Source organism: Sphingomonas hengshuiensis (assembly GCF_000935025.1).
Lineage (GTDB): Bacteria > Pseudomonadota > Alphaproteobacteria > Sphingomonadales > Sphingomonadaceae > Sphingomonas > Sphingomonas hengshuiensis.
The window spans coordinates 4,266,763-4,284,475 of sequence record NZ_CP010836.1; the positions used below are offsets into that span (position 1 = coordinate 4,266,763).

Below are 17,713 nucleotides of genomic sequence, written 5' to 3' on the forward strand. Positions count from 1 at the left end.
TACCCCGCGCCGCCTGATCCTCGGCGCCACCGGCACCGTGCTGCTCGGATTCGGGACGCTCTACTGGACCACGCTGCCGCCGCCGCTCCCCGGCTATGCCGCGGTCCGCGCCAAATGGCAGCCGTCCGAGGCGTGGCTCTACGATCGCAACGGGCGGCTGATCGACAGCAGCCGGGTCGATTATCAAGCACGGCGGCTGGCCTGGACGCCGCTTGCCGATATCGCCCCGGCCGCGCGCGACGCGCTGGTCGGTGCCGAGGACCGCCGCTTTCGCAGCCATGGCGGGATCGACTGGATCGCGATTGGCGGCGCAATCCGCGACAAGCTGGCCGGGCGCCACGCGCGCGGCGCCTCGACGCTCTCGATGCAGGTCGCGGCCTATCTGGCCCCCGGTCTCGCCACGCCGGGACGGCGCACCAACTGGGACAAGCTGCGCCAGATGCGCAGCGGCGCGGCGATCGAGGCGAGCTGGAGCAAGGACCAGATCCTGGAGGCCTATCTCAACCTCGCCGGGTTTCGCGGCGAGGCGCAGGGGATCGGCGCCGCCGCGCTGGGGCTGTTCGGCAAGACCCCCGCGGCACTGACGCGCGACGACGGCCTGCTGCTCGCCGCGCTGCTGCCCAATCCGCGTGCCGGCGCGAGCGAGATCGCCCGCCGCGCCTGTGCGCTCAGCCATGATGCCGATTGCAGCCGCTTTGCCGGCGCGGCGGCGTCGATGCTCGGCCCGGCGCGCACGCTCGCGCTCGATCCGGGGCTGGCGCCGCATCTCTCGGGGCGTCTCCTGACCACGCCGGGCGCGAAGGTCACGACCACGCTCGACGCGCGCATCCAGGCGTTCGCGATCGCCGCGCTGCGCCGCCAGTTGGTCGGGCTGGGCGGCAGCCGTGCGCGCGACGGCGCGGTGGTCGTGGTCGACAATGCCAGCGGCGACGTGCTCGCCTATGTCGGCGGGATTGGCGGCGAATCGACGGCGCCCGCAGTCGACGGTGCGGCGGCGTATCGCCAGGCGGGATCGACGCTCAAGCCGTTTCTCTACGCCCAGGCGATCGAGAAAGGGTATCTGACCGCCGCATCGATCCTCGACGATTCGCCGGTGCAGCTCGACACCGCATCGGGGCTGTACGTGCCCCAGAATTACGACAAGGCATTCAAGGGGCCGGTATCGGCGCGCGTTGCGCTGGCGGGATCGCTCAACGTGCCCGCAGTGCGCACATTGCTGCTGACCGGAGTCGATGCGTTCCGCGATCGGCTATGGGATACCGGCTATCGCGGGCTGGTCGAGGACGGCCAATATTATGGCTATTCGCTCGCGCTGGGCTCCGCCGAAGTCACGCTGACGGAGCAGGTCGCGGCATTTCGCAGCCTCGCGCTCGGCGGGCGCTGGGCGCCGCTGCGGCTTACGAAGGACGATCCGCACGTGGCCCCGCGGGCGATCACCAGTCCGCAGGCGGCGTGGATCGTCGCCGATATCCTCGCCGATCCCAATGCCCGCGCCGGCACCTTCGGCGTCGATTCGGCGCTGCGCCTCCCCTTCTGGGCAGCGGCGAAGACGGGCACGTCGAAGGCGATGCGCGACAATTGGTGCATCGGTTTTTCGGATCGGTTCACGGTCGGGGTATGGGTCGGCAACCTCGAAGGCGATCCCATGCGCGCGGTCTCGGGCACCAGCGGCGCCGCGCCGGTGTGGCGCGACATGATGATCGCGCTGCATCAGGGCCGCCCCAGCCATGCGTCCCCGCCACCGCCGGGAATCGAGACGCGCGCGATCCGCTTCGCCGCCGGCATCGAACAGCCCCGGCGGGAGTATTTCACGCGCGGCACGGCGCTGACCGACGTCGCATCGGCACCGGCGGCGGCGCGGCGCCCGCGTATCGTCAATCCGGTTGCGGGCAGCGTCTATGCGCTCGACCCCGATATTCCGCGCGACCGCCAGCGGCTGGCAATCGGGGTTTCGGGCGAAGTGATGGGGCACCGGCTAAGGCTCGATGCCCGGGATCTGGGGTCCGCCGATTCGCATCCGCTGGTGCTGGCGCCGCGCGGGCGCCACCGGTTGCAACTGGTCGATCTGGGCGGGCGGGTGGTCGACCAGGTGCTCTTCACCATCCGCTGAAGCGGCCGCGGTCGGGGTCTCTGGCGACAGGGGTTCCGCCGACGTGAAAAATCACACGATCGCCACGGCACCGAAACACGCCGCCGCGCGTTCTCTCGCCCGGTCCTATCCCCCCTTTCGGGACCGTGCCCACGGGCACCGGCCGCGCCGTCCCCCCGGCGGCGCGGCCGAACCGCTATTGGCTCACCAATAGAAGGACGGGATCACGCGCAGCACGACGCCACGGCGCGTATCGACCAAGAGCACGTCGTTATAATGCCGCACCCAGGTCTGGAAACGGCCGGCACGCGGCAGGTGGTAGCGCCACGGATCGGCGACGACGAAGCGCGAGCCATAATAGGGTGCGCCGATCCGCCCGCCCGGACGGAAGCGGTTATATGCGAACGGCGCCCGCCAATTCCCGCGTGCGTAGAGCCCGCGATTGCCATTGCGGTGCGCCCGCCAATCGTCATTGCCCCAGTTGCGGTCGCGGTCGCGCAGGTCCTCGCGATATTCCTGGTGCGCCTCGCGGACGTCGCGGCGCTGTTCGCGCACGTCGCGCGGACTGCCATGGCGCTGGGCCTGGCGCAGCTCGCGCTGTTCCTCGCGAATGTCCTGGCGATCGCGGCGCAATTCGCGCTGCGATTGCGCGCTGGCGACGGTTGGGATGGCGACCGCCGGCAGGGCGACTGCGGCGAACAGCGCGGCGGTGATGATCTTCTTCATGGCGTCCTCCAAATCAATTCAGGTCCGGCACCAGGTGTCGGGACGCTGTTGTTCTGGAGCAGCCGGGCTGAACGCGGCGGGAACGCGTTTGTCAGCCAATAGCAAGAATGATTACTGGCCGCCGCCCGGTGCACCGCCACCGCCGGTGCCCGGTGCGCCGACCGTGCCGATATTGCCGAACAGGTCGGAGAAGAAGCTGCGCTTGTGGCCGAGCGTCGGCGTGGTCTTGCCATAGGGATCGATCGACGCGATCATTTCCTTGCCCATCCGATCGACCGTGGCGACATTGCCCGCGGCGTCGAATCGGATGCGCAGCGTGGTCTGGTCCGCCGGCTTGAGCGTCTGGAAGCCCAGATTGCTGCTGTCGCGCGACACATAATACCATTCGCCTTCGGCGAACTGGCTGGTCAGCGTCGGGCGGCCCAGCGTCTGGAGCACCGAGTCGCGATTATCGATGCCGGGCTGGATCGCGTCGACCAGTTCCTTGTCGATGACATAGCCCTGGTGCGTCTTCATCGGCGCGCATGCCCCGGTCCCGAGGGCGATGAGCAGCGCGGCACAGCCAAGCGCGCGGACGGGAAGGGGCATCATGGTCTCCAGCAGAACGCAGCACGGGCGCGCATTGCATCGCGCGCCGTTCGCCTCAATATGCGGCAAAATGCGGCCAAACAAGGTCGCACCCCTCCACGCCGGGACAGAAGACGACATGGGATTGCTTCAAAAGCTGTTGCGGCGCTCCGATCGGGGCAGCGTACCGGTGTTGTACCGCGCCGTCGTCGAGCGCGGGCGCGCGGCGCATTGGTACGAAACGGGCGCGGTCCCCGACACGATCGACGGGCGATTCGACATGATCGCCGCGGTGCTCGCGGTGGTGCTGCTGCGGCTGGAACGCGAGCCCGAGGGGATCGCGCCCAGCACGGTGCTGGCCGAATGCTTTATCGAGGATATGGACGGGCAATTGCGCGAGATCGGAGTCGGCGACGTGGTGGTCGGCAAGCATATGGGCAAGATGATGGGAATGCTGGGCGGAAGGCTGGGGGCCTATCGCGACGGGCTTGCCAATGGAACTCTGGGGGCGGCAATCGTCCGCAACATCTATCGCAGCAACGCCCCCGCGCCCGCCGCGCTGGCGCATGTCGAGCAATCACTGACGGCGCTGGCGAAGGCGCTGTCTGCACAGCCGATCGTGGCGATCATCGCCGGGGAGCTGCCGCGATGACCCCCGAATTCCCCCGCCCGCAACGGCTCGACCAGATCGGCACCGGCGACAACCAGATCGTGCTGGCCGCCGACGCGGACGAACGCGCCGCGCTGGCCAAGCGATTCGGGCTGCTGTCGCTGGAAGCCCTCGAATCGCGCTTCGTCCTGCGCCGCGAATCGCAGGGGATCGTCGCGCGCGGGCATGTCTCGGCGCGGGTGACGCAGGCCTGCGTCGCCACCGGCACGCCGCTTCCCGCCACGGTCGAGGAGGATTTCGCGATCCGCTTCCTTCCCGAACCCGCCGGCGGCAGCGTCGACGACGAAGTCGAATTGTCGGCGGACGAATGCGACATCGTCTTCTATACGGGCAACGCCATCGACCTGGGCGAAGCTGCGGCGGAGACGATGGCGCTCGCGCTCGACCCCTTTCCGCGCAGCCCGCAAGCGGCTTCCGTGCTGAAGGCCGCAGGCGTGCTCAGCGAGGAGGAGGCGAAGCCGTTCGGCGCGCTCGCCGGATTGAAGGACGCGCTCGCGAAGAAGGGTTCCTAGATCTCGATCACTTCCCTGGTATCGCCGGGCTCTACGAAGCCGCGGATGATGGTCAGCATCCCCTCGGTCCCGAACAGCTGGTAGAGCGTGAACAGCCCGCCCGCGAGCGCCCCGTCGAGCTGCCAGGAGAAGCGGTCCATGCGGCACCCCTCCATGTCGACGCCGGTGCCCGCATATTTGAGCACCACGTCGCGGAAGGTGCAGTTGCGATAGCTGTTGCCGTCCAGCGTGACGGTGGTGCGTTCGAAAATCTGGTCCACATAGTCCATCGTGGCGGCCCCTAATCCGGTCTGGTGGCGCCGAAGCGCGGTTGCCCGTGCCCCAATCCACGCATTGGCGCGCTTGTCCAGCCGCGTTGCGCCGTCACCCCTCGGGCGCGAGCCCTTTGGCCAGCAGCGTCGCGACGGTCTCGGCGATCGCCTCCGGTGCCGCATCCTCGGCCCAGACGCTGTAGCGCAGCCCCAGGAACACGTTCATCCCCATGATCGCCCAGGCATGGACCTCGCCGACGTCGCTGCGCACTTCGCCGCGCGCCGCCGCGGCCTGGAGCCGGCGGGCGATGCGATCGGCGGTGGTCGCATAATGGAGCCGGAAACTCTCGGGATCGACGAATTCGGCCTCGTCGATGATCCGGTAGATTTCCTTGTGCGTCCGCGCAAAGCCGATGAACGCCGCCAGCGCGGCCTGTTCGGCGGCGATCTGGTCGGGCGCGCCCTTCAGCGCGGGGGCGACATGGTCGCGCACCTGGTCCGACATGTCGCGGACGAGCGCGCGGAACACCGCGTCCTTCGAATCGAAATAGGTGTAGAAGCTGCCCAGTGCGACGCCCGCGCGGCGGGTAATCCCGCTGATCGAGCCCTCGTGAAACCCCTTTTCGCCGAACTCGGCGGCGGCGGCATCGAGGATCGCGCGCAGCGTACGCCGCCCGCGTGCGGTGCGCGGCTCCTTGCCGGCGCTCGCGACGTCGCCGCCCTGTTCGGCCTGCGATGTGGCCTGGGTGCCACGCGCGCTAACCATTTCGCCTCTCCCCTTTCGATCCGAAGTTGAAACCCGGTTCAGGTTTCAGTATAGCCTCTGTCAACCGCACACAACCCGCCACCAAGGACGGGCCGAAATCGGGGGAGGAACGCACTGATGTCTGCACGGATACCATCTGCTCGCACGTTTTTGTCCACTGGCGCCGCACTAGTGGCGCTGGGGGCGGCGCCCGCCTTCGCACAGGACGCGACTGCAGCCTATGACGCGCAAGCCGACGCCGCCGCCGATCAGGCCGACGGCGAGATCGTCGTCACTGCGCGCCGCCGCGAAGAGCGCCTGCTCGACGTGCCGACCGCCGTCACCGCGCTGAGTGCCGCGACGCTCGACCAGCGCGGCGCGGTCGACCTGACCGACATCCAGAATTTCACGCCCAACACCACGCTCAAAAGCGCGCGCGGGACCAATTCGACGCTCGCCGCCTTCATCCGCGGCGTCGGCCAGCAGGACCCGGTGCCGGGGTTCGAGGCGGGGATCGGCATCTATCTCGACGATGTCTATCTCAACCGTCCCCAGGCGGCGGTACTCGATATCTATGACGTCGAGCGCATCGAAGTGCTGCGCGGGCCGCAGGGCACGCTGTACGGGCGCAACACGATCGGCGGCGCGGTCAAATATGTGACCAAGAAGCTCGCCGACGTGCCGACGCTGTCGGTGCGTGGCGCCTATGGATCGTACAACCAGGCCGATGTGGTCGTCAGCGCGTCGCTGCCGCTGGGTTCCGGTTTCAAGTTCGGCGTGGGCGGCGCGCGGCTGACGCGCGACGGCTTTGGCGAGAACAAGACGCTGGGCATCGACAATTATAACAAGGACCTATGGGCGGCACGCGGCACGCTCGAGTTCGAAACCCCCGATGCGCGCATGTCGATCCGGCTGACCGGCGACTATACCCATGACAAGTCGAACGCGCGCAATGGCCACCGGCTGTTCGCGGGGCTGCTCACCGGCTCCCCGTCGCTGGGCAATGTCTATGATACCAATGCGGGCCTGCGGAATCCGGAGAACGATATCGAGGCGGGCGGTATCTCGATGACCGTCAACGCCGAACTGAGCGACCGCATCACGCTGCGCAGCATCAGCGCCTATCGCGAGGACACGTCCTACACCCCGATCGACTTCGATTCGACGCCCTCGGTCGATGTCGACGTTCCGGCGGTGTACAAGAACGACCAGACCAGCCAGGAATTCCAGCTCCTCTACAATAGTGAGAAGCTCAACGGCCTGTTCGGCTATTATTATCTGGGCGCAAAGGCGACGACCGGGTTCGGCGTGCTGCTGTCGACCACGCTGGCGGGGCTGAACGCCTATACGGCGGGCGATGTGCGGACCGAGACGCATTCGGTCTATGGCGACTTCACCTACGACATCACGCCGCAGTTCAGCCTGACCGTGGGCGGTCGCTATACCTGGGACCAGCGCCAGTCGCGGGTGTTCAAGGCGAATTATATCGGGCTGACCAGCGAGTTCGGCGGCACTCCGATCGCGTTCGGCAATCCTTCCACCGATTTCCGCGGCACCGCCAATTTCAAGCGCTTCACCCCGCGGGCAACGCTCAGCTTCAAGCCGACCGAGAACCACATGCTCTATGCCTCCTATTCGGAAGGCTTCAAGGGCGGCGGCTTCGATCCGCGCGGCTCGGGCACCTCGGCGCCGATCAGCAATGTCGCGGCAGGGCGCACCTACCAGGACATCTATAACTACCTGTCCTTCGATCCCGAAACGGTGAAGAGCTATGAGATCGGGTGGAAGGGATCGGCATTCGATCGCCGTCTTACCTGGGCGCTCGACGGCTTCTATTCAAACTATAGCGATGTCCAGATCCCCGGATCGGTCGGCTGCCTGGTCGGCGGGGTCCAGACCTTTTGCGGGATCACCACCAATGCGGCGAAGGCCGATATCAAGGGCGTAGAGCTGGAGAGCAACGCCGTGCTCGCGCGCGGCTTCGCGGGGCCGGGATCGAATCTGAGCTTCACCGGATCGCTCGGCTATATCGACGCCAAGTATAAGCGCTTCATCGGGCCGACCGGCGTCGACATCGCCAATGTCCGCGTGTTCCAGAACACCCCCGAATGGAACCTCACCGGCACGCTCGGCGCCGCGCTGCCGGTGGCGAGCGGCCAGCTCACGCTGAACGGCACCGCCGCCTATCGGAGCCTGACCCACCAGTTCGAATTCGCGAGCCCGTTCCTCGACCAGCCGGGCTATACGCTGTTCGACGCGAACCTGACCTACAGCTTCGCCGAGGGCCGCTATACGATCGGCATCCACGGCAAGAACCTGACCGGCGAGACGTACAAGATCGGCGGATACCAGTATATTTCCAGCACCATCGCGGGCGTGCCGATCAAGAACGCCTCGGGCGGATACACGCCGACGCTGGGCAAGGAAGGGATCGCCACCGCCTTCTACGGCAATCCACGCCAGATTTTCGCGACGTTCGGCGTGAAGTTCTGATCGCGGCTCGATCGCCCTCACCCTTCCCACCGCCTTTGGCGGCGGGCCCCTTCCCTCTCCCGTCGGGAGAGGGAGGGAGGCGCGAAGCGCCGGAAGGGTGAGGGTGACCCGCTCGCCCACTGGCGCCTCGGCGTCGATCGCGGCAAAGGATTCCCCGATGCAGCCCGCCCGCCCTTCCGCCCCGCGCGGCATCGTCCTGGCGATGCTGCTGCTGGTCTATATCTTCAACTTCCTCGACCGGCAGATCCTCAGCATCCTCGCCCAGCCGGTAAAGGCCGATCTCGGCCTGGACGACGCCCAGCTCGGGATGCTCGGCGGGCTCGCCTTTGCCGTGCTCTATTCGACGCTCGCGATTCCGCTGGCGCTGCTCGCCGACCGCACGAGCCGGAGCTGGGTCATCACTGTGTCGCTCGCGGTATGGAGCGCGTTCACGGCGCTGTGCGGGACGGCGCAGAGCTTCACCTCGATGTTCCTGTTCCGCCTCGGCGTCGGCGTCGGCGAGGCGGGGGGCGTCGCGCCCAGCTATGCGCTGATCGGCGATGCCTATCCGCCCGAGCGGCGCGCGCGGGCGCTGTCGATCTATTCGCTCGGCATACCGCTCGGCTCGGCGGGCGGCGCACTGCTGGGCGGGTATATCGCGCAGACCGTGGAGTGGCGCACGGCGTTCCTGGTCGTGGGGGTGCTGGGCCTGCTCGTCGCCATCCCGTTCAAGCTGATCGTCCGCGATCCGCCGCGCAGGGCGGTCCCGGCGGGGCAGGTGCCGATCTGGCACGTGTTCGGCATCCTCGCCGTCAAGCCCAGCTTCTGGCTGCTCGCCTTCGGCGCGGCGGCGGGATCGATGTGCGGCTATGGCGTCGCCTTCTGGTTGCCCAGCATGGTGATGCGCAGCTTCGGGCTCAATCTCGGCCAGGTCGGCCAGTTCTTCGGCGCGCTGCTGCTCACCGGCGGGGTTGCGGGGATATTGCTCGGCGGCTGGCTGGGGGACCGGATGGGTGGCCGGAACAAGCGCTGGTACGCGCTCGCCCCGGCGCTTTGCTATGTCGCGGGCACGCCGCTGTTCATCGCCGGCGTGCTGGCGGGAAGCTGGCAGGCGGCGTTCGCGTTGTTCGTGCTGCCCCAGGCGCTGGTCTATGTGTGGCTCGGCCCGGTGCTCACCGCGGTCCAGCACCTCGTTCCTGCGCATATGCGCGCCACGGCCTCCGCCTGCTTCCTGCTGATCAACAATTTGATCGGGCTGGGGCTGGGAAGCTGGGTCGTGGGCTCGCTGTCCAAGGCGCTGACCCCCGCTTATGGCGCCGCCGACGGCCTGCGCTATGCGATCGCCACCGGGCTGTGCCTGTATCTGGTCGCAGGCGCGCTGATGGCGCTGGCGAGCCGCAAGCTGGCGAGCGACTGGGTGGCGTAGCGCGCCGCCCTATCGCTCGCGGGTCGCGGCGAACTTCACCTTGGTATAGCGGTCGGCGATATAGCCGACTTCCCACGCCGATTTTGCCATGAACACCGGGTTGCCGTCGCGGTCCTTGGCCATCGCGCCGCGATTGAGCCCCATGAATTCCTGCAAATCCTTGGGGTCCTCGCTCGAAATCCAGCGCGCGGTTTCGAACGGCGCCATTTCGAGCCCCGCCGCGACCTTATACTCCGCCTCCAGCCGGCTGAGCAGCACTTCGAGCTGGAGCTGGCCGACCACGCCGATGATCCAGTTCGAGCCGATATCGGGATAGAAAACCTGGGTCACGCCCTCTTCGGCCATGTCGTCGAGCGCCTTGCGGAGCTGCTTGGTCTTGGTCGGGTCCTTCAGCGCGACGCGGCGCAGGATTTCGGGGGCGAAATTGGGCAGCCCGGTGAAGCGCACATCGGCGCGCTCGCTCAGTGTGTCGCCGACGCGCAGCACGCCGTGGTTGGGGATGCCGATGATATCGCCCGGATAGGCCTCGTCCGCCAGCTCGCGCTCACGGGCGAAGAACAGGATCGGCGAATGGATCGCGATCGGCTTGCCGTGCCCGGTCGGGGTCAGCTTCATGCCGCGCTTGAACACCCCCGAGCACAGCCGCATGAACGCGATACGATCGCGGTGATTGGGGTCCATGTTCGCCTGGACCTTGAACACGAAGCCCGTGACTTCGTCGCGGCTGGGCGCGACCGGCTCGGGCTCGGCGGGCTGGGTGCGGGGCGGCGGCGCAAAGGCGGCGATGGCGTTGATCAGCGAATCGACGCCGAACTCCTTGAGCGCGGAGCCGAAATAGACCGGGGTCAGGTCGCCGCCCTGATAGGCCTCGACGCTGAACGGCTCGTACCCGGCCATCGCCAGCTCGGCATCCTCGCGCAGCTTGGCGACGCCCTCTGCCGAGAGGATCTCGTCGAGCTTCGGATCGTCGAGCCCGGTCGTCTCCACAACCTTGCCCTGAAACTCGCGGCTTCCGCCCTCGGGCAGCAGCAGGCGGTTGGCGACCAGGTCGTAAATCCCCTCGAACTCGCCGCCCATGCCCACCGGCCAGGTCATCGGCACCACGTCAAGCGCGAGCATGTCGGCGATCTCGTCGAGCGTCTCGAACACCGGGCGGCCTTCGCGGTCGACCTTGTTGACGAAGGTGATGATCGGCACGTTGCGCAACCGGCAGACTTCGAACAGCTTCCGGGTCTGCGGCTCGATGCCCTTGGCGGCGTCGATCACCATCACCGCCGAATCGACGGCGGTCAGCGTGCGATAGGTGTCCTCGCTGAAATCCTCATGCCCCGGCGTATCGAGCAGGTTGAAAGTAATCCCCTCACGCTCGAACGTCATTACGCTGGACGTGACCGAGATGCCGCGCTGCTGCTCGATCTTCATCCAGTCGGAGCGCGCGCGGCGGGCCTGGCCGCGCGCCTTGACCTCGCCGGCAAGATGGATCGCGCCGCCGAACAGCAACAGCTTTTCGGTCAGCGTGGTCTTGCCCGCATCGGGATGCGAGATGATCGCGAAGGTACGACGGTCGGAAACGGAAGCCATGCCGCGCGCCCTAGCGGGTTACACGCGCAGCGTCACCTCCATGCTGAAGGTCCGCGCGGCGCCGGGCGCCAGCCGCAGCATGCCCGGCTTGTCCCAAATCTCACCGTCGAACCCCACCGGGTCGGCATGGCCCTGCCATGGCTCGATACACACGAAGCGCGCGCCGGCTTTGCTCCAGATCGCGAGGCTCGGCATGTCGGGAAAGGCGAAGTCGAGCTGTGGCCCCTCCGGGGCGCCATAGGACAGCGCGCGGCTGGCGGGCGCCTGCCACACCAGTGCATCCTGCGCGAACAGGTCGTCGTGCAGCGCCAGCGTGTCGCCCTCGACCGGGCTTGGTCGAGTCGCGGGGCCGATCAGCCCGCCTTGAATCGCGTTGAGCGCTCCGGGTTCGGGGTGGGCGAACCGGATGCGGTGCGCTTCCTTCGCCCCGCCGCCCGGCAATGGCCACGCAAAGGCGGGGTGGAAGCCGAAGCTGGCGGGCATGTCGACGTCGCCGGTATTAGTCACGGTGATCGCCATGCGCAGCGTCGCGCCCGTGAGCGCATAGGCCGCATCAAGCGCGAAGGCGAAGGGATAGACCGCCCGCGTCGCCTCGTCGTCGGTCAGGCGGAACAGCACGCGATCCGCCGCCTGCTCGACCAGCGCGAAATCGCGGCGCCGTGCGAAGCCGTGCTGCGGCAGGGGGTATTCGGTGTCCCCGATCCGGTATCGATCCCCCGCAAGCCGCCCGACGATCGGGAACAGCAGCGGCGCCCGACCCGCCCAATAGGCCGGGTCGGCATCGGTCATCAGCTCGCGCCCCGCCGAATCGCGCAGCGACGAGAGTTCGGCGCCGAGCGGGTTGATGGTCGCCCTCAGCGCGTCCGATTCGATCGCAATCATCGCGCGAGCGGCGCCTTCACCCACGGCGCCATCCGCACCAGCACGCGATCGCGGACATGATAATGGTGGTAGAGCGCGGCAAGCGCATGGCCGAACGCCAGCACCACGATGATCCAGCCGACCAATTCGTGCCGCTCCATCATCATATGATGCTCCTCGCGGCTCCATGCGGCGAAGGGCGGTTGGAGCAGCAGCCCGAAGAAATTGAGCGGCTTGCCCTCGGACCAGCGCCCGATCCAGCCGAGCACCGCCTCCGCTGCGAGCAGCAAATAGAGCAGGCCATGGACGGCACGCGCGGCGATCGTCTGCCATCCCGCCGTCAGCGGTGCGACGCGGTGGCCGGGGAGCAGCCGCCAGACCAGCCGGGCGACGATCACTGCGGTCAGCAGCACGCCCAGCGACATATGCGTGATCACCAGGAAGCGATGCGTCGGGCGATCGAACCAGCCCCAGGTCTGCGCGGTGACGAACTGCGCGATGACCAATGCGGCGGTCGCCCAGTGGAGCGCTATCGATACCCGGTCATAATGCATCGCATCGTCGCCCTCGGCGATCCCCGCAACGCTGTCGATCACGGCTTCGGTCCCACGGTCCATGCGCATTCCCCCGGTGTTCGTTCAGCCCTCGCGGTGCACGAGGAACGGCGACCATGCCTGATTGACTGGCATGAGTTCCAGTTTGTTGATGTTGAGGTGCGGCGGCAGTGTCGCGACCCACAGCATCGTCTCGGCAATATCCTCGCCGGTCATCGGGTTGACCCCGGCATAGACCTTGTCCGACACGTCCTGGCTGCCGCTGCGGACCAGCGTGAATTCGGTTTCGACCATGCCAGGCTCGATCGACGTCACGCGCACCCCCGTCCCGATCAGGTCCGACCGCAGGTTGAGGCTGAACTGGTGGACGAACGACTTGGTCGCGCCATAGGTGTTGCCGCCCGGATAGGGGTAGGTCGCCGCAACAGACGACAGATTGATGATCGCGCCCTTGCGCTCGATCAAACCGGGCAACAATTTGTGGGTGATCGAGACCAGAGCGGTGATGTTGGTGTCGATCATCGTCTTCCAGTTGGAAAGCGATGCCTGTTGCGCGGGCTCCAGCCCCAATGCCAGCCCGGCATTGTTGATCAGCAGGTCGATGGCCGAAAACGGCGCGGGCAGCGCGTCGAGCGCGGCGTCCCGCGCGGCCTCATCCCGCACGTCGAATACCAGCGGCAGGAATCGCTCGCCCAGTTCGGCGGCCAGCGCGTCGAGCCGGTCGGCGCGGCGTCCGGTGCCGATGACGTGCCAGCCAGCGTCGATAAACGCCCGCGCCGCCGCTTCGCCGATGCCGGCGGTCGCGCCGGTGATGAGTGCCGTTGCCATGTGCCTTGCTCCTGGATCGCGACAGCGTGAATCGTTCATTTTGTCCGTCACCCTGAACTCGTTTCAGGGTCCAACGCGCCACAGGCGAATGCAGTGCTTGCTGCACGATGGATGCTGAAACAAGTTCAGCATGACGGCGTGAGAATAAGGCGGCTCAACCGCGCAACACCGCCCCCAGCTTGCCCGCCGCCGCGACGACCTTTGCCGCGATGCCCTTGAGCTCCTCATCGGTGAAGCTCTTCTCGCCGGGCTGGAGCGTCACTTCGATGCCGAGCGACTTCTGCCCCTCGGGAACGCCGGCGCCGGTGAACAGGTCGAACAGCCGCGCGTCGACGATCGCCGCCTTGTCCGCACCCTTCACCGTGCGGACCAGATCGCCCGCGACCATATCGGCGGGCACCAGGAACGCGAAGTCGCGCGTCACCGGCTGAAGCGCGGGCGGGGTGTAGGCGGGGCGCATAAACCCGGTTCCGCCGCGCTTCCCCGGCAGCGCGTCGAGGTAAATCTCCACCGCCGCGACATCGCCATCAAGGTCGAATGCCTTGAGCACGCTCGGATGCACCATCCCAAACGCCGCCAGCACGGTCTTCGGCCCCAGCCTGAGCGTCGCCGACTGGCCGGGGTGGTACACCGCCCCCGCTTCCCCCATCACTTGCAAATTCGCAACCGGCGCACCGACCGCTTCCAGCAGCGCCAGTGCCTCGGCCTTCGCATCGAACGGGCCGAAGGGCTGTGCCTTGCCACTCTGCCAGCCACGCGGCGCCTTTGCCCCCGCCAGCACCACGCCCAGCGTCAGCCGCTCCTTGTCCGCGAGATAGCGGCGGCCCAGCTCGAACAGCCGCACGCTGCCCTGACCGCGCTTGAGGTTGCGCTCTGCGGCGGCGAGCAGCCCCGGCAGCAGCGAGGGGCGCATGACCTTCATGTCCTCGCTGATCGGATTGGCGAGGGTCCATGCCCCGCCACCGAACGGCGCGGCTTCGCTTTCGGAGAGGAAGCTCCACGTCACCGCTTCGTTGAGACCGCGCGCGGCGGCGGTGCGGCGTGCCTTGCGCTCCAGCTTCTGTTCGGGCGTCGCGGTCGGGCGCGCCACGCCGTGGATGCGCGACAGCGGCGTCGAGGGGACCTTGTCGATCCCCTCGATGCGGACGACTTCCTCGACCAGGTCGGCGGAGCCGTCGACATCGCGGCGCCAGCTCGGCGCAGTGACGCGCAGCGCGTCGAACGTGGCGATGTCGGTGGGGTCGCCATTGGCGTCGAGCGGCTCGACGGTGAAGCCCAGGCTTTCGAGGATGTCCTTCTGCCGCGCCGCCGGGATCGCCAGCCCGCCCAGCGTCTCGGCCAGCGCCGGATCATAGCCGAAGGTCGCCCCCACGCGCGGCGGCTTCCCGCTGCGGGTGACCTCGCTCGGGGTGCCGCCGCACAGCGCCAGCACCAGCCGAGTCGCGATCGCCAGCCCGTCGTTGAGGAATTCGGGGTCGACCCCGCGCTCAAAGCGGGTGCGCGCATCGCTGGTCAGCAACAGCTTCTGGCCGGTCCGGGCGATGTGCTCGGGATCGAAATAGGCGCATTCGATCAGCACGTCGGTCGTCGTCTCCGAACAGCCCGAATGCTCGCCGCCCATGATCCCGCCAATGTCGTGGACCGCCAAGTCGTCGGCGATCACGGTCATGCCTTCGCTCAGCGTATAGGTCTTGCCGTTGAGCGCGACGACGCTCTCGCCCGCCTTTGCCGGGCGCGCGACCAGCCCGCCGGTCAGCGTCGCCAGGTCATAGACGTGGAGCGGTCGCCCCAGCCCGAACATCACGAAATTGGTGATGTCGACCAAAGCCGAGATCGGCTTCTGCCCCACGGCCTTCAGCCGCGCCTGCAGCCAGTCGGGCGAGGGGCCGTTCTGCACCCCGCGCACGATCTGCCCGTAAAAGGCCGGGCAGGCTGCCGCATCGTCGGTGCGCACGTCCGGCCCCGCGCCCTGCGGCACGATATCCGGCAGGCCCGCCACCACCGCGTCGAGCGGCTTCAGCGTCCCCAGCCCCGCCGCCGCGAGATCGCGCGCGATGCCGCGCACGCCCATGCAGTCCTGGCGATTGGGCGTGATCGACACGTCGATCACCGGATCGTTCAGCCCGGCATAGTCGGGAAAGGGCGTACCAATGGGCGCATCGGCGGGAAGCTCGATGATCCCGTCATGGTCCTCGCCCAGCTCCAGCTCGCGCGTCGAGCACATCATGCCGTTCGATTCGACCCCGCGAATCGCCGAGACCTTGAGCTGCATCCCGTTGGCGGGGACCACCGCCCCCGGCAGCCCGAGCACGCCGACCAGCCCCGCGCGGGCATTGGGCGCACCGCACACGACCTGGAGCACGCCGTCCCCGGTATCGACCGACAGCACCTGCAACTTGTCCGCCTGCGGATGCCGTTCGGCAGTCAGCACGCGCGCGACCTTGAAGCCCGCCAGCTTCTCGCCCGGATTCTCGACGCCCTCTACCTCCAGCCCGATGCGCGTCAGCGCCTCGACCACGGTGTCCAGGTCCGCATCGGTCTCCAGATGCTCCTTGAGCCAGCCCAATGTGAACTTCATGCGCCGACTCCCCCGCTCAGCGTGGGCACGTCGAGCGCCGAGAAGCCATAATGTTTGAGCCAGCGCAGATCGCCGTCGAAGAACGCCCGCAAGTCATCCATCCCATATTTGAGCATCGCCAGCCGATCGACGCCGGTGCCAAAGGCAAAGCCCTGCCATTCGTTCGGGTCGAGCCCGCACGCCTCGATCACGCGCCGGTGGACCATGCCGCTGCCCAGCACTTCCATCCAGCCGCCGTTTTCGGACTGGCGCGGATCGCCGCCGATCACGCGCTTGCCGTCCTTCAGCGTGTAGCCGACATCGACTTCGGCACCCGGCTCGGTGAACGGGAAATAGCTGGGGCGCAGCCGCAGGACGATGTCGTCGCGCTCGAAAAACGCCTTGAGGAACGTCTCCAGCGTCCATTTGAGATGGCCGAGCGTGATACCCTTGTCGATCACCAGCCCTTCGATCTGGTGGAACATCGGGGTGTGGGTGGCATCCGAATCCGAACGATAGACGCGGCCCGGCGCGATGATGCGGATCGGCGGCTTCTGCGTCACCATGGTGCGGATCTGCACCGGGCTGGTGTGCGTGCGCAGCAGCATCCGCTGCTCGGCACCCTCGGCTTCGGGGAAATAGAAAGTGTCGTGCATCGCCCGAGCCGGATGCGTCTCGGGGATGTTGAGCGCCGTGAAATTATGCCAGTCGTCCTCAATCTCCGGCCCGGTCGCCACTGCGAAGCCCAGATCGGCGAAGATTTCCGCCAGCTCGTCCATCACCTGGCTCACCGGATGGATGCTGCCCGGGGCGACGCCATCGACCGGCAGCGTCATGTCGACGGTCTCGCTCGCCAGCCGCGCGTCGAGCGCCGCCGCCTCCAGCGCCGCCTTGCGCGTCGCCAGCGCCGCGGTCACCGCTTCGCGCAGCGCATGGATGCGCGGCCCCTGTGCCTGGCGCTCGTCAGGGCTCATCCCCCCCAGCGTCTTGAGCAGCGCGGTGACCGCGCCCTGCTTGCCGAGCGCATGAACGCGCACCGCTTCGAGGGCGTCGAGCCCCGCTGCGGCGTCGATCGCGGCGATTAGGTCGCCGCGCAATTGGTCGAGATCGGTGGTCATGGCGTTCCGTCTTGCTATGCGAGGAGGTCCGAACCCCAGTCGGGGCCGCGGGTCAAGGTCTGGCGCGGCGATTACACCCGGCTGCTGAGCAACGCCGCGCCAAAGGCGACGAACACGCCGCCGGTAATGCGGTTGAACAGCCGCTGGCGACCGGCGGGCGCCAGGAAGCGCGCGAGCGAGCGCCCACCAAGCGCATAGACCGAGAACCAGAATGCCTCGATCGCGGCGAACGTCACGATCAGGATGCCGACCTGCGGCGCGAAGGGGCGCGCTACGTCGAGGAACTGGGGGAACAGCGCGGCGGCGAAGATGATCAGCTTGGGGTTGGACAGCCCCGTGCCGAGCCCCGTCAGGTATCGCGCCCGAACCGACTGACGCACCCTCGCCGTCGCTGACTCCGCCGCTTCGACCGGCGCGCGCCACGCCTTGATGCCCAGCCACACCAGATAGGCGACGCCCACATAGCGCAATATGTCGTACAGCCCCGGCGACGCCTTGAGCAGCGCGCCCAGCCCTGCGGCGGAGGCGACGAGGCAGAACAGGTTCGCGCTCATCAGTCCGGCCGTGGTCGGCAACACACGGCCTGCGCCTTCGCGGATGCTCTGCACCATCACGTGGAGCATGTTCGGTCCCGGCGTCATCGATACAAAGAACACGGCGGTGACGTATAGCCACCAGGTCTTCATCGCCATTCTATGTCTCCCCCCGGAGGCTGAAACGAAAAAGGGCGCCGGTGGATACCACCGACGCCCCTTG

16 protein-coding genes are annotated in these 17,713 nt (G+C 67.6%); 5 read left to right on the top strand and 11 right to left on the bottom strand.

The features are described 5' to 3' along the window. Positions 1–37 precede the first annotated feature (37 nt). Positions 38–2,110 (top strand): penicillin-binding protein 1C, encoded by a 2,073-nt coding sequence (gene pbpC, locus TS85_RS19305; protein ID WP_044336665.1) that lies wholly within the window; start codon positions 38–40, stop codon positions 2,108–2,110. Positions 2,111–2,293: 183 nt separating this feature from the next. Here the strand turns inward: pbpC and TS85_RS19310 are convergent, their stop codons facing one another. Then, positions 2,294–2,815, bottom strand: coding sequence for an RcnB family protein (locus TS85_RS19310; RefSeq protein ID WP_044334386.1), 522 nt, complete (start codon positions 2,813–2,815; stop codon positions 2,294–2,296). A gap of 111 nt (positions 2,816–2,926) precedes the next feature. After that, on the bottom strand, positions 2,927–3,403 hold the full coding sequence (locus tag TS85_RS19315) for an outer membrane protein assembly factor BamE (protein ID WP_077228875.1): 477 nt from the start codon (positions 3,401–3,403) through the stop codon (positions 2,927–2,929). A gap of 118 nt (positions 3,404–3,521) precedes the next feature. Here TS85_RS19315 and TS85_RS19320 point away from each other — a divergent pair, with 118 nt between their 5' ends. Beyond that, positions 3,522–4,034, top strand: a complete 513-nt coding sequence (locus TS85_RS19320) for a ubiquinol-cytochrome C chaperone family protein (RefSeq protein WP_044336667.1) — start codon at positions 3,522–3,524, stop codon at positions 4,032–4,034. Beyond that, positions 4,031–4,564 carry a YceD family protein gene (locus TS85_RS19325; protein ID WP_044334387.1) on the top strand — a complete coding sequence of 178 codons (534 nt, stop codon included), beginning with the start codon at positions 4,031–4,033 and terminating at the stop codon, positions 4,562–4,564. The genes TS85_RS19320 and TS85_RS19325 overlap by 4 nt, the downstream gene beginning before the upstream one ends. Here the strand turns inward: TS85_RS19325 and TS85_RS19330 are convergent. Together TS85_RS19330 and TS85_RS19335 are read right to left on the bottom strand one after the other, a co-directional pair. After that, positions 4,561–4,833 (bottom strand): hypothetical protein, encoded by a 273-nt coding sequence (locus TS85_RS19330; RefSeq protein WP_044334388.1) that lies wholly within the window; start codon positions 4,831–4,833, stop codon positions 4,561–4,563. The genes TS85_RS19325 and TS85_RS19330 overlap by 4 nt on opposite strands. A gap of 94 nt (positions 4,834–4,927) precedes the next feature. Continuing rightward, positions 4,928–5,581, bottom strand: coding sequence for a TetR/AcrR family transcriptional regulator (locus tag TS85_RS19335; protein ID WP_044334389.1), 654 nt, complete (start codon positions 5,579–5,581; stop codon positions 4,928–4,930). Between the two features lie 117 nt (positions 5,582–5,698). Here TS85_RS19335 and TS85_RS19340 point away from each other — a divergent pair, with 117 nt between their 5' ends. After that, positions 5,699–8,053, top strand: a complete 2,355-nt coding sequence (locus TS85_RS19340) for a TonB-dependent receptor (RefSeq protein ID WP_044334390.1) — start codon at positions 5,699–5,701, stop codon at positions 8,051–8,053. 157 nt (positions 8,054–8,210) lie between these two features. Further along, complete coding sequence (locus TS85_RS19345) at positions 8,211–9,458, top strand: spinster family MFS transporter (protein ID WP_044334391.1); 1,248 nt, start codon at positions 8,211–8,213, stop codon at positions 9,456–9,458. 9 nt (positions 9,459–9,467) lie between these two features. On the opposite strand, the gene TS85_RS19350 is transcribed toward TS85_RS19345, so the two are convergent. The 7 genes from TS85_RS19350 to TS85_RS19380 all read right to left on the bottom strand — a co-directional run bounded on the left by TS85_RS19350 (position 9,468) and on the right by TS85_RS19380 (position 17,649). Continuing rightward, complete coding sequence (locus TS85_RS19350; RefSeq protein WP_044334392.1) at positions 9,468–11,039, bottom strand: peptide chain release factor 3; 1,572 nt, start codon at positions 11,037–11,039, stop codon at positions 9,468–9,470. 18 nt (positions 11,040–11,057) lie between these two features. Beyond that, entirely contained in the window at positions 11,058–11,921 is an 864-nt protein-coding gene (locus tag TS85_RS19355) for an aldose 1-epimerase family protein (RefSeq protein ID WP_044336668.1), read from the bottom strand. Further along, the gene (locus tag TS85_RS19360; RefSeq protein WP_155006495.1) at positions 11,918–12,517 is read right to left on the bottom strand and encodes a cytochrome b; all 600 of its coding nucleotides are present in this window, start codon (positions 12,515–12,517) and stop codon (positions 11,918–11,920) included. Before TS85_RS19360 ends, TS85_RS19355 begins: the two co-directional genes overlap by 4 nt. Positions 12,518–12,538: 21 nt before the next feature. Beyond that, positions 12,539–13,282, bottom strand: coding sequence for an SDR family NAD(P)-dependent oxidoreductase (locus TS85_RS19365; protein WP_044334393.1), 744 nt, complete (start codon positions 13,280–13,282; stop codon positions 12,539–12,541). Positions 13,283–13,436: 154 nt separating this feature from the next. Further along, positions 13,437–15,860: a phenylalanine--tRNA ligase subunit beta gene (gene pheT / locus TS85_RS19370; protein WP_044334394.1), complete on the bottom strand. Its 2,424-nt coding sequence runs from the start codon at positions 15,858–15,860 to the stop codon at positions 13,437–13,439. Next, positions 15,857–16,957, bottom strand: a complete 1,101-nt coding sequence (gene pheS / locus TS85_RS19375; RefSeq protein WP_044334395.1) for a phenylalanine--tRNA ligase subunit alpha — start codon at positions 16,955–16,957, stop codon at positions 15,857–15,859. The genes pheT and pheS overlap by 4 nt, the downstream gene beginning before the upstream one ends. A 71-nt stretch (positions 16,958–17,028) precedes the next feature. Then, on the bottom strand, positions 17,029–17,649 hold the full coding sequence (locus TS85_RS19380) for a LysE family translocator (protein ID WP_044334396.1): 621 nt from the start codon (positions 17,647–17,649) through the stop codon (positions 17,029–17,031). Positions 17,650–17,713 lie beyond the last annotated feature (64 nt).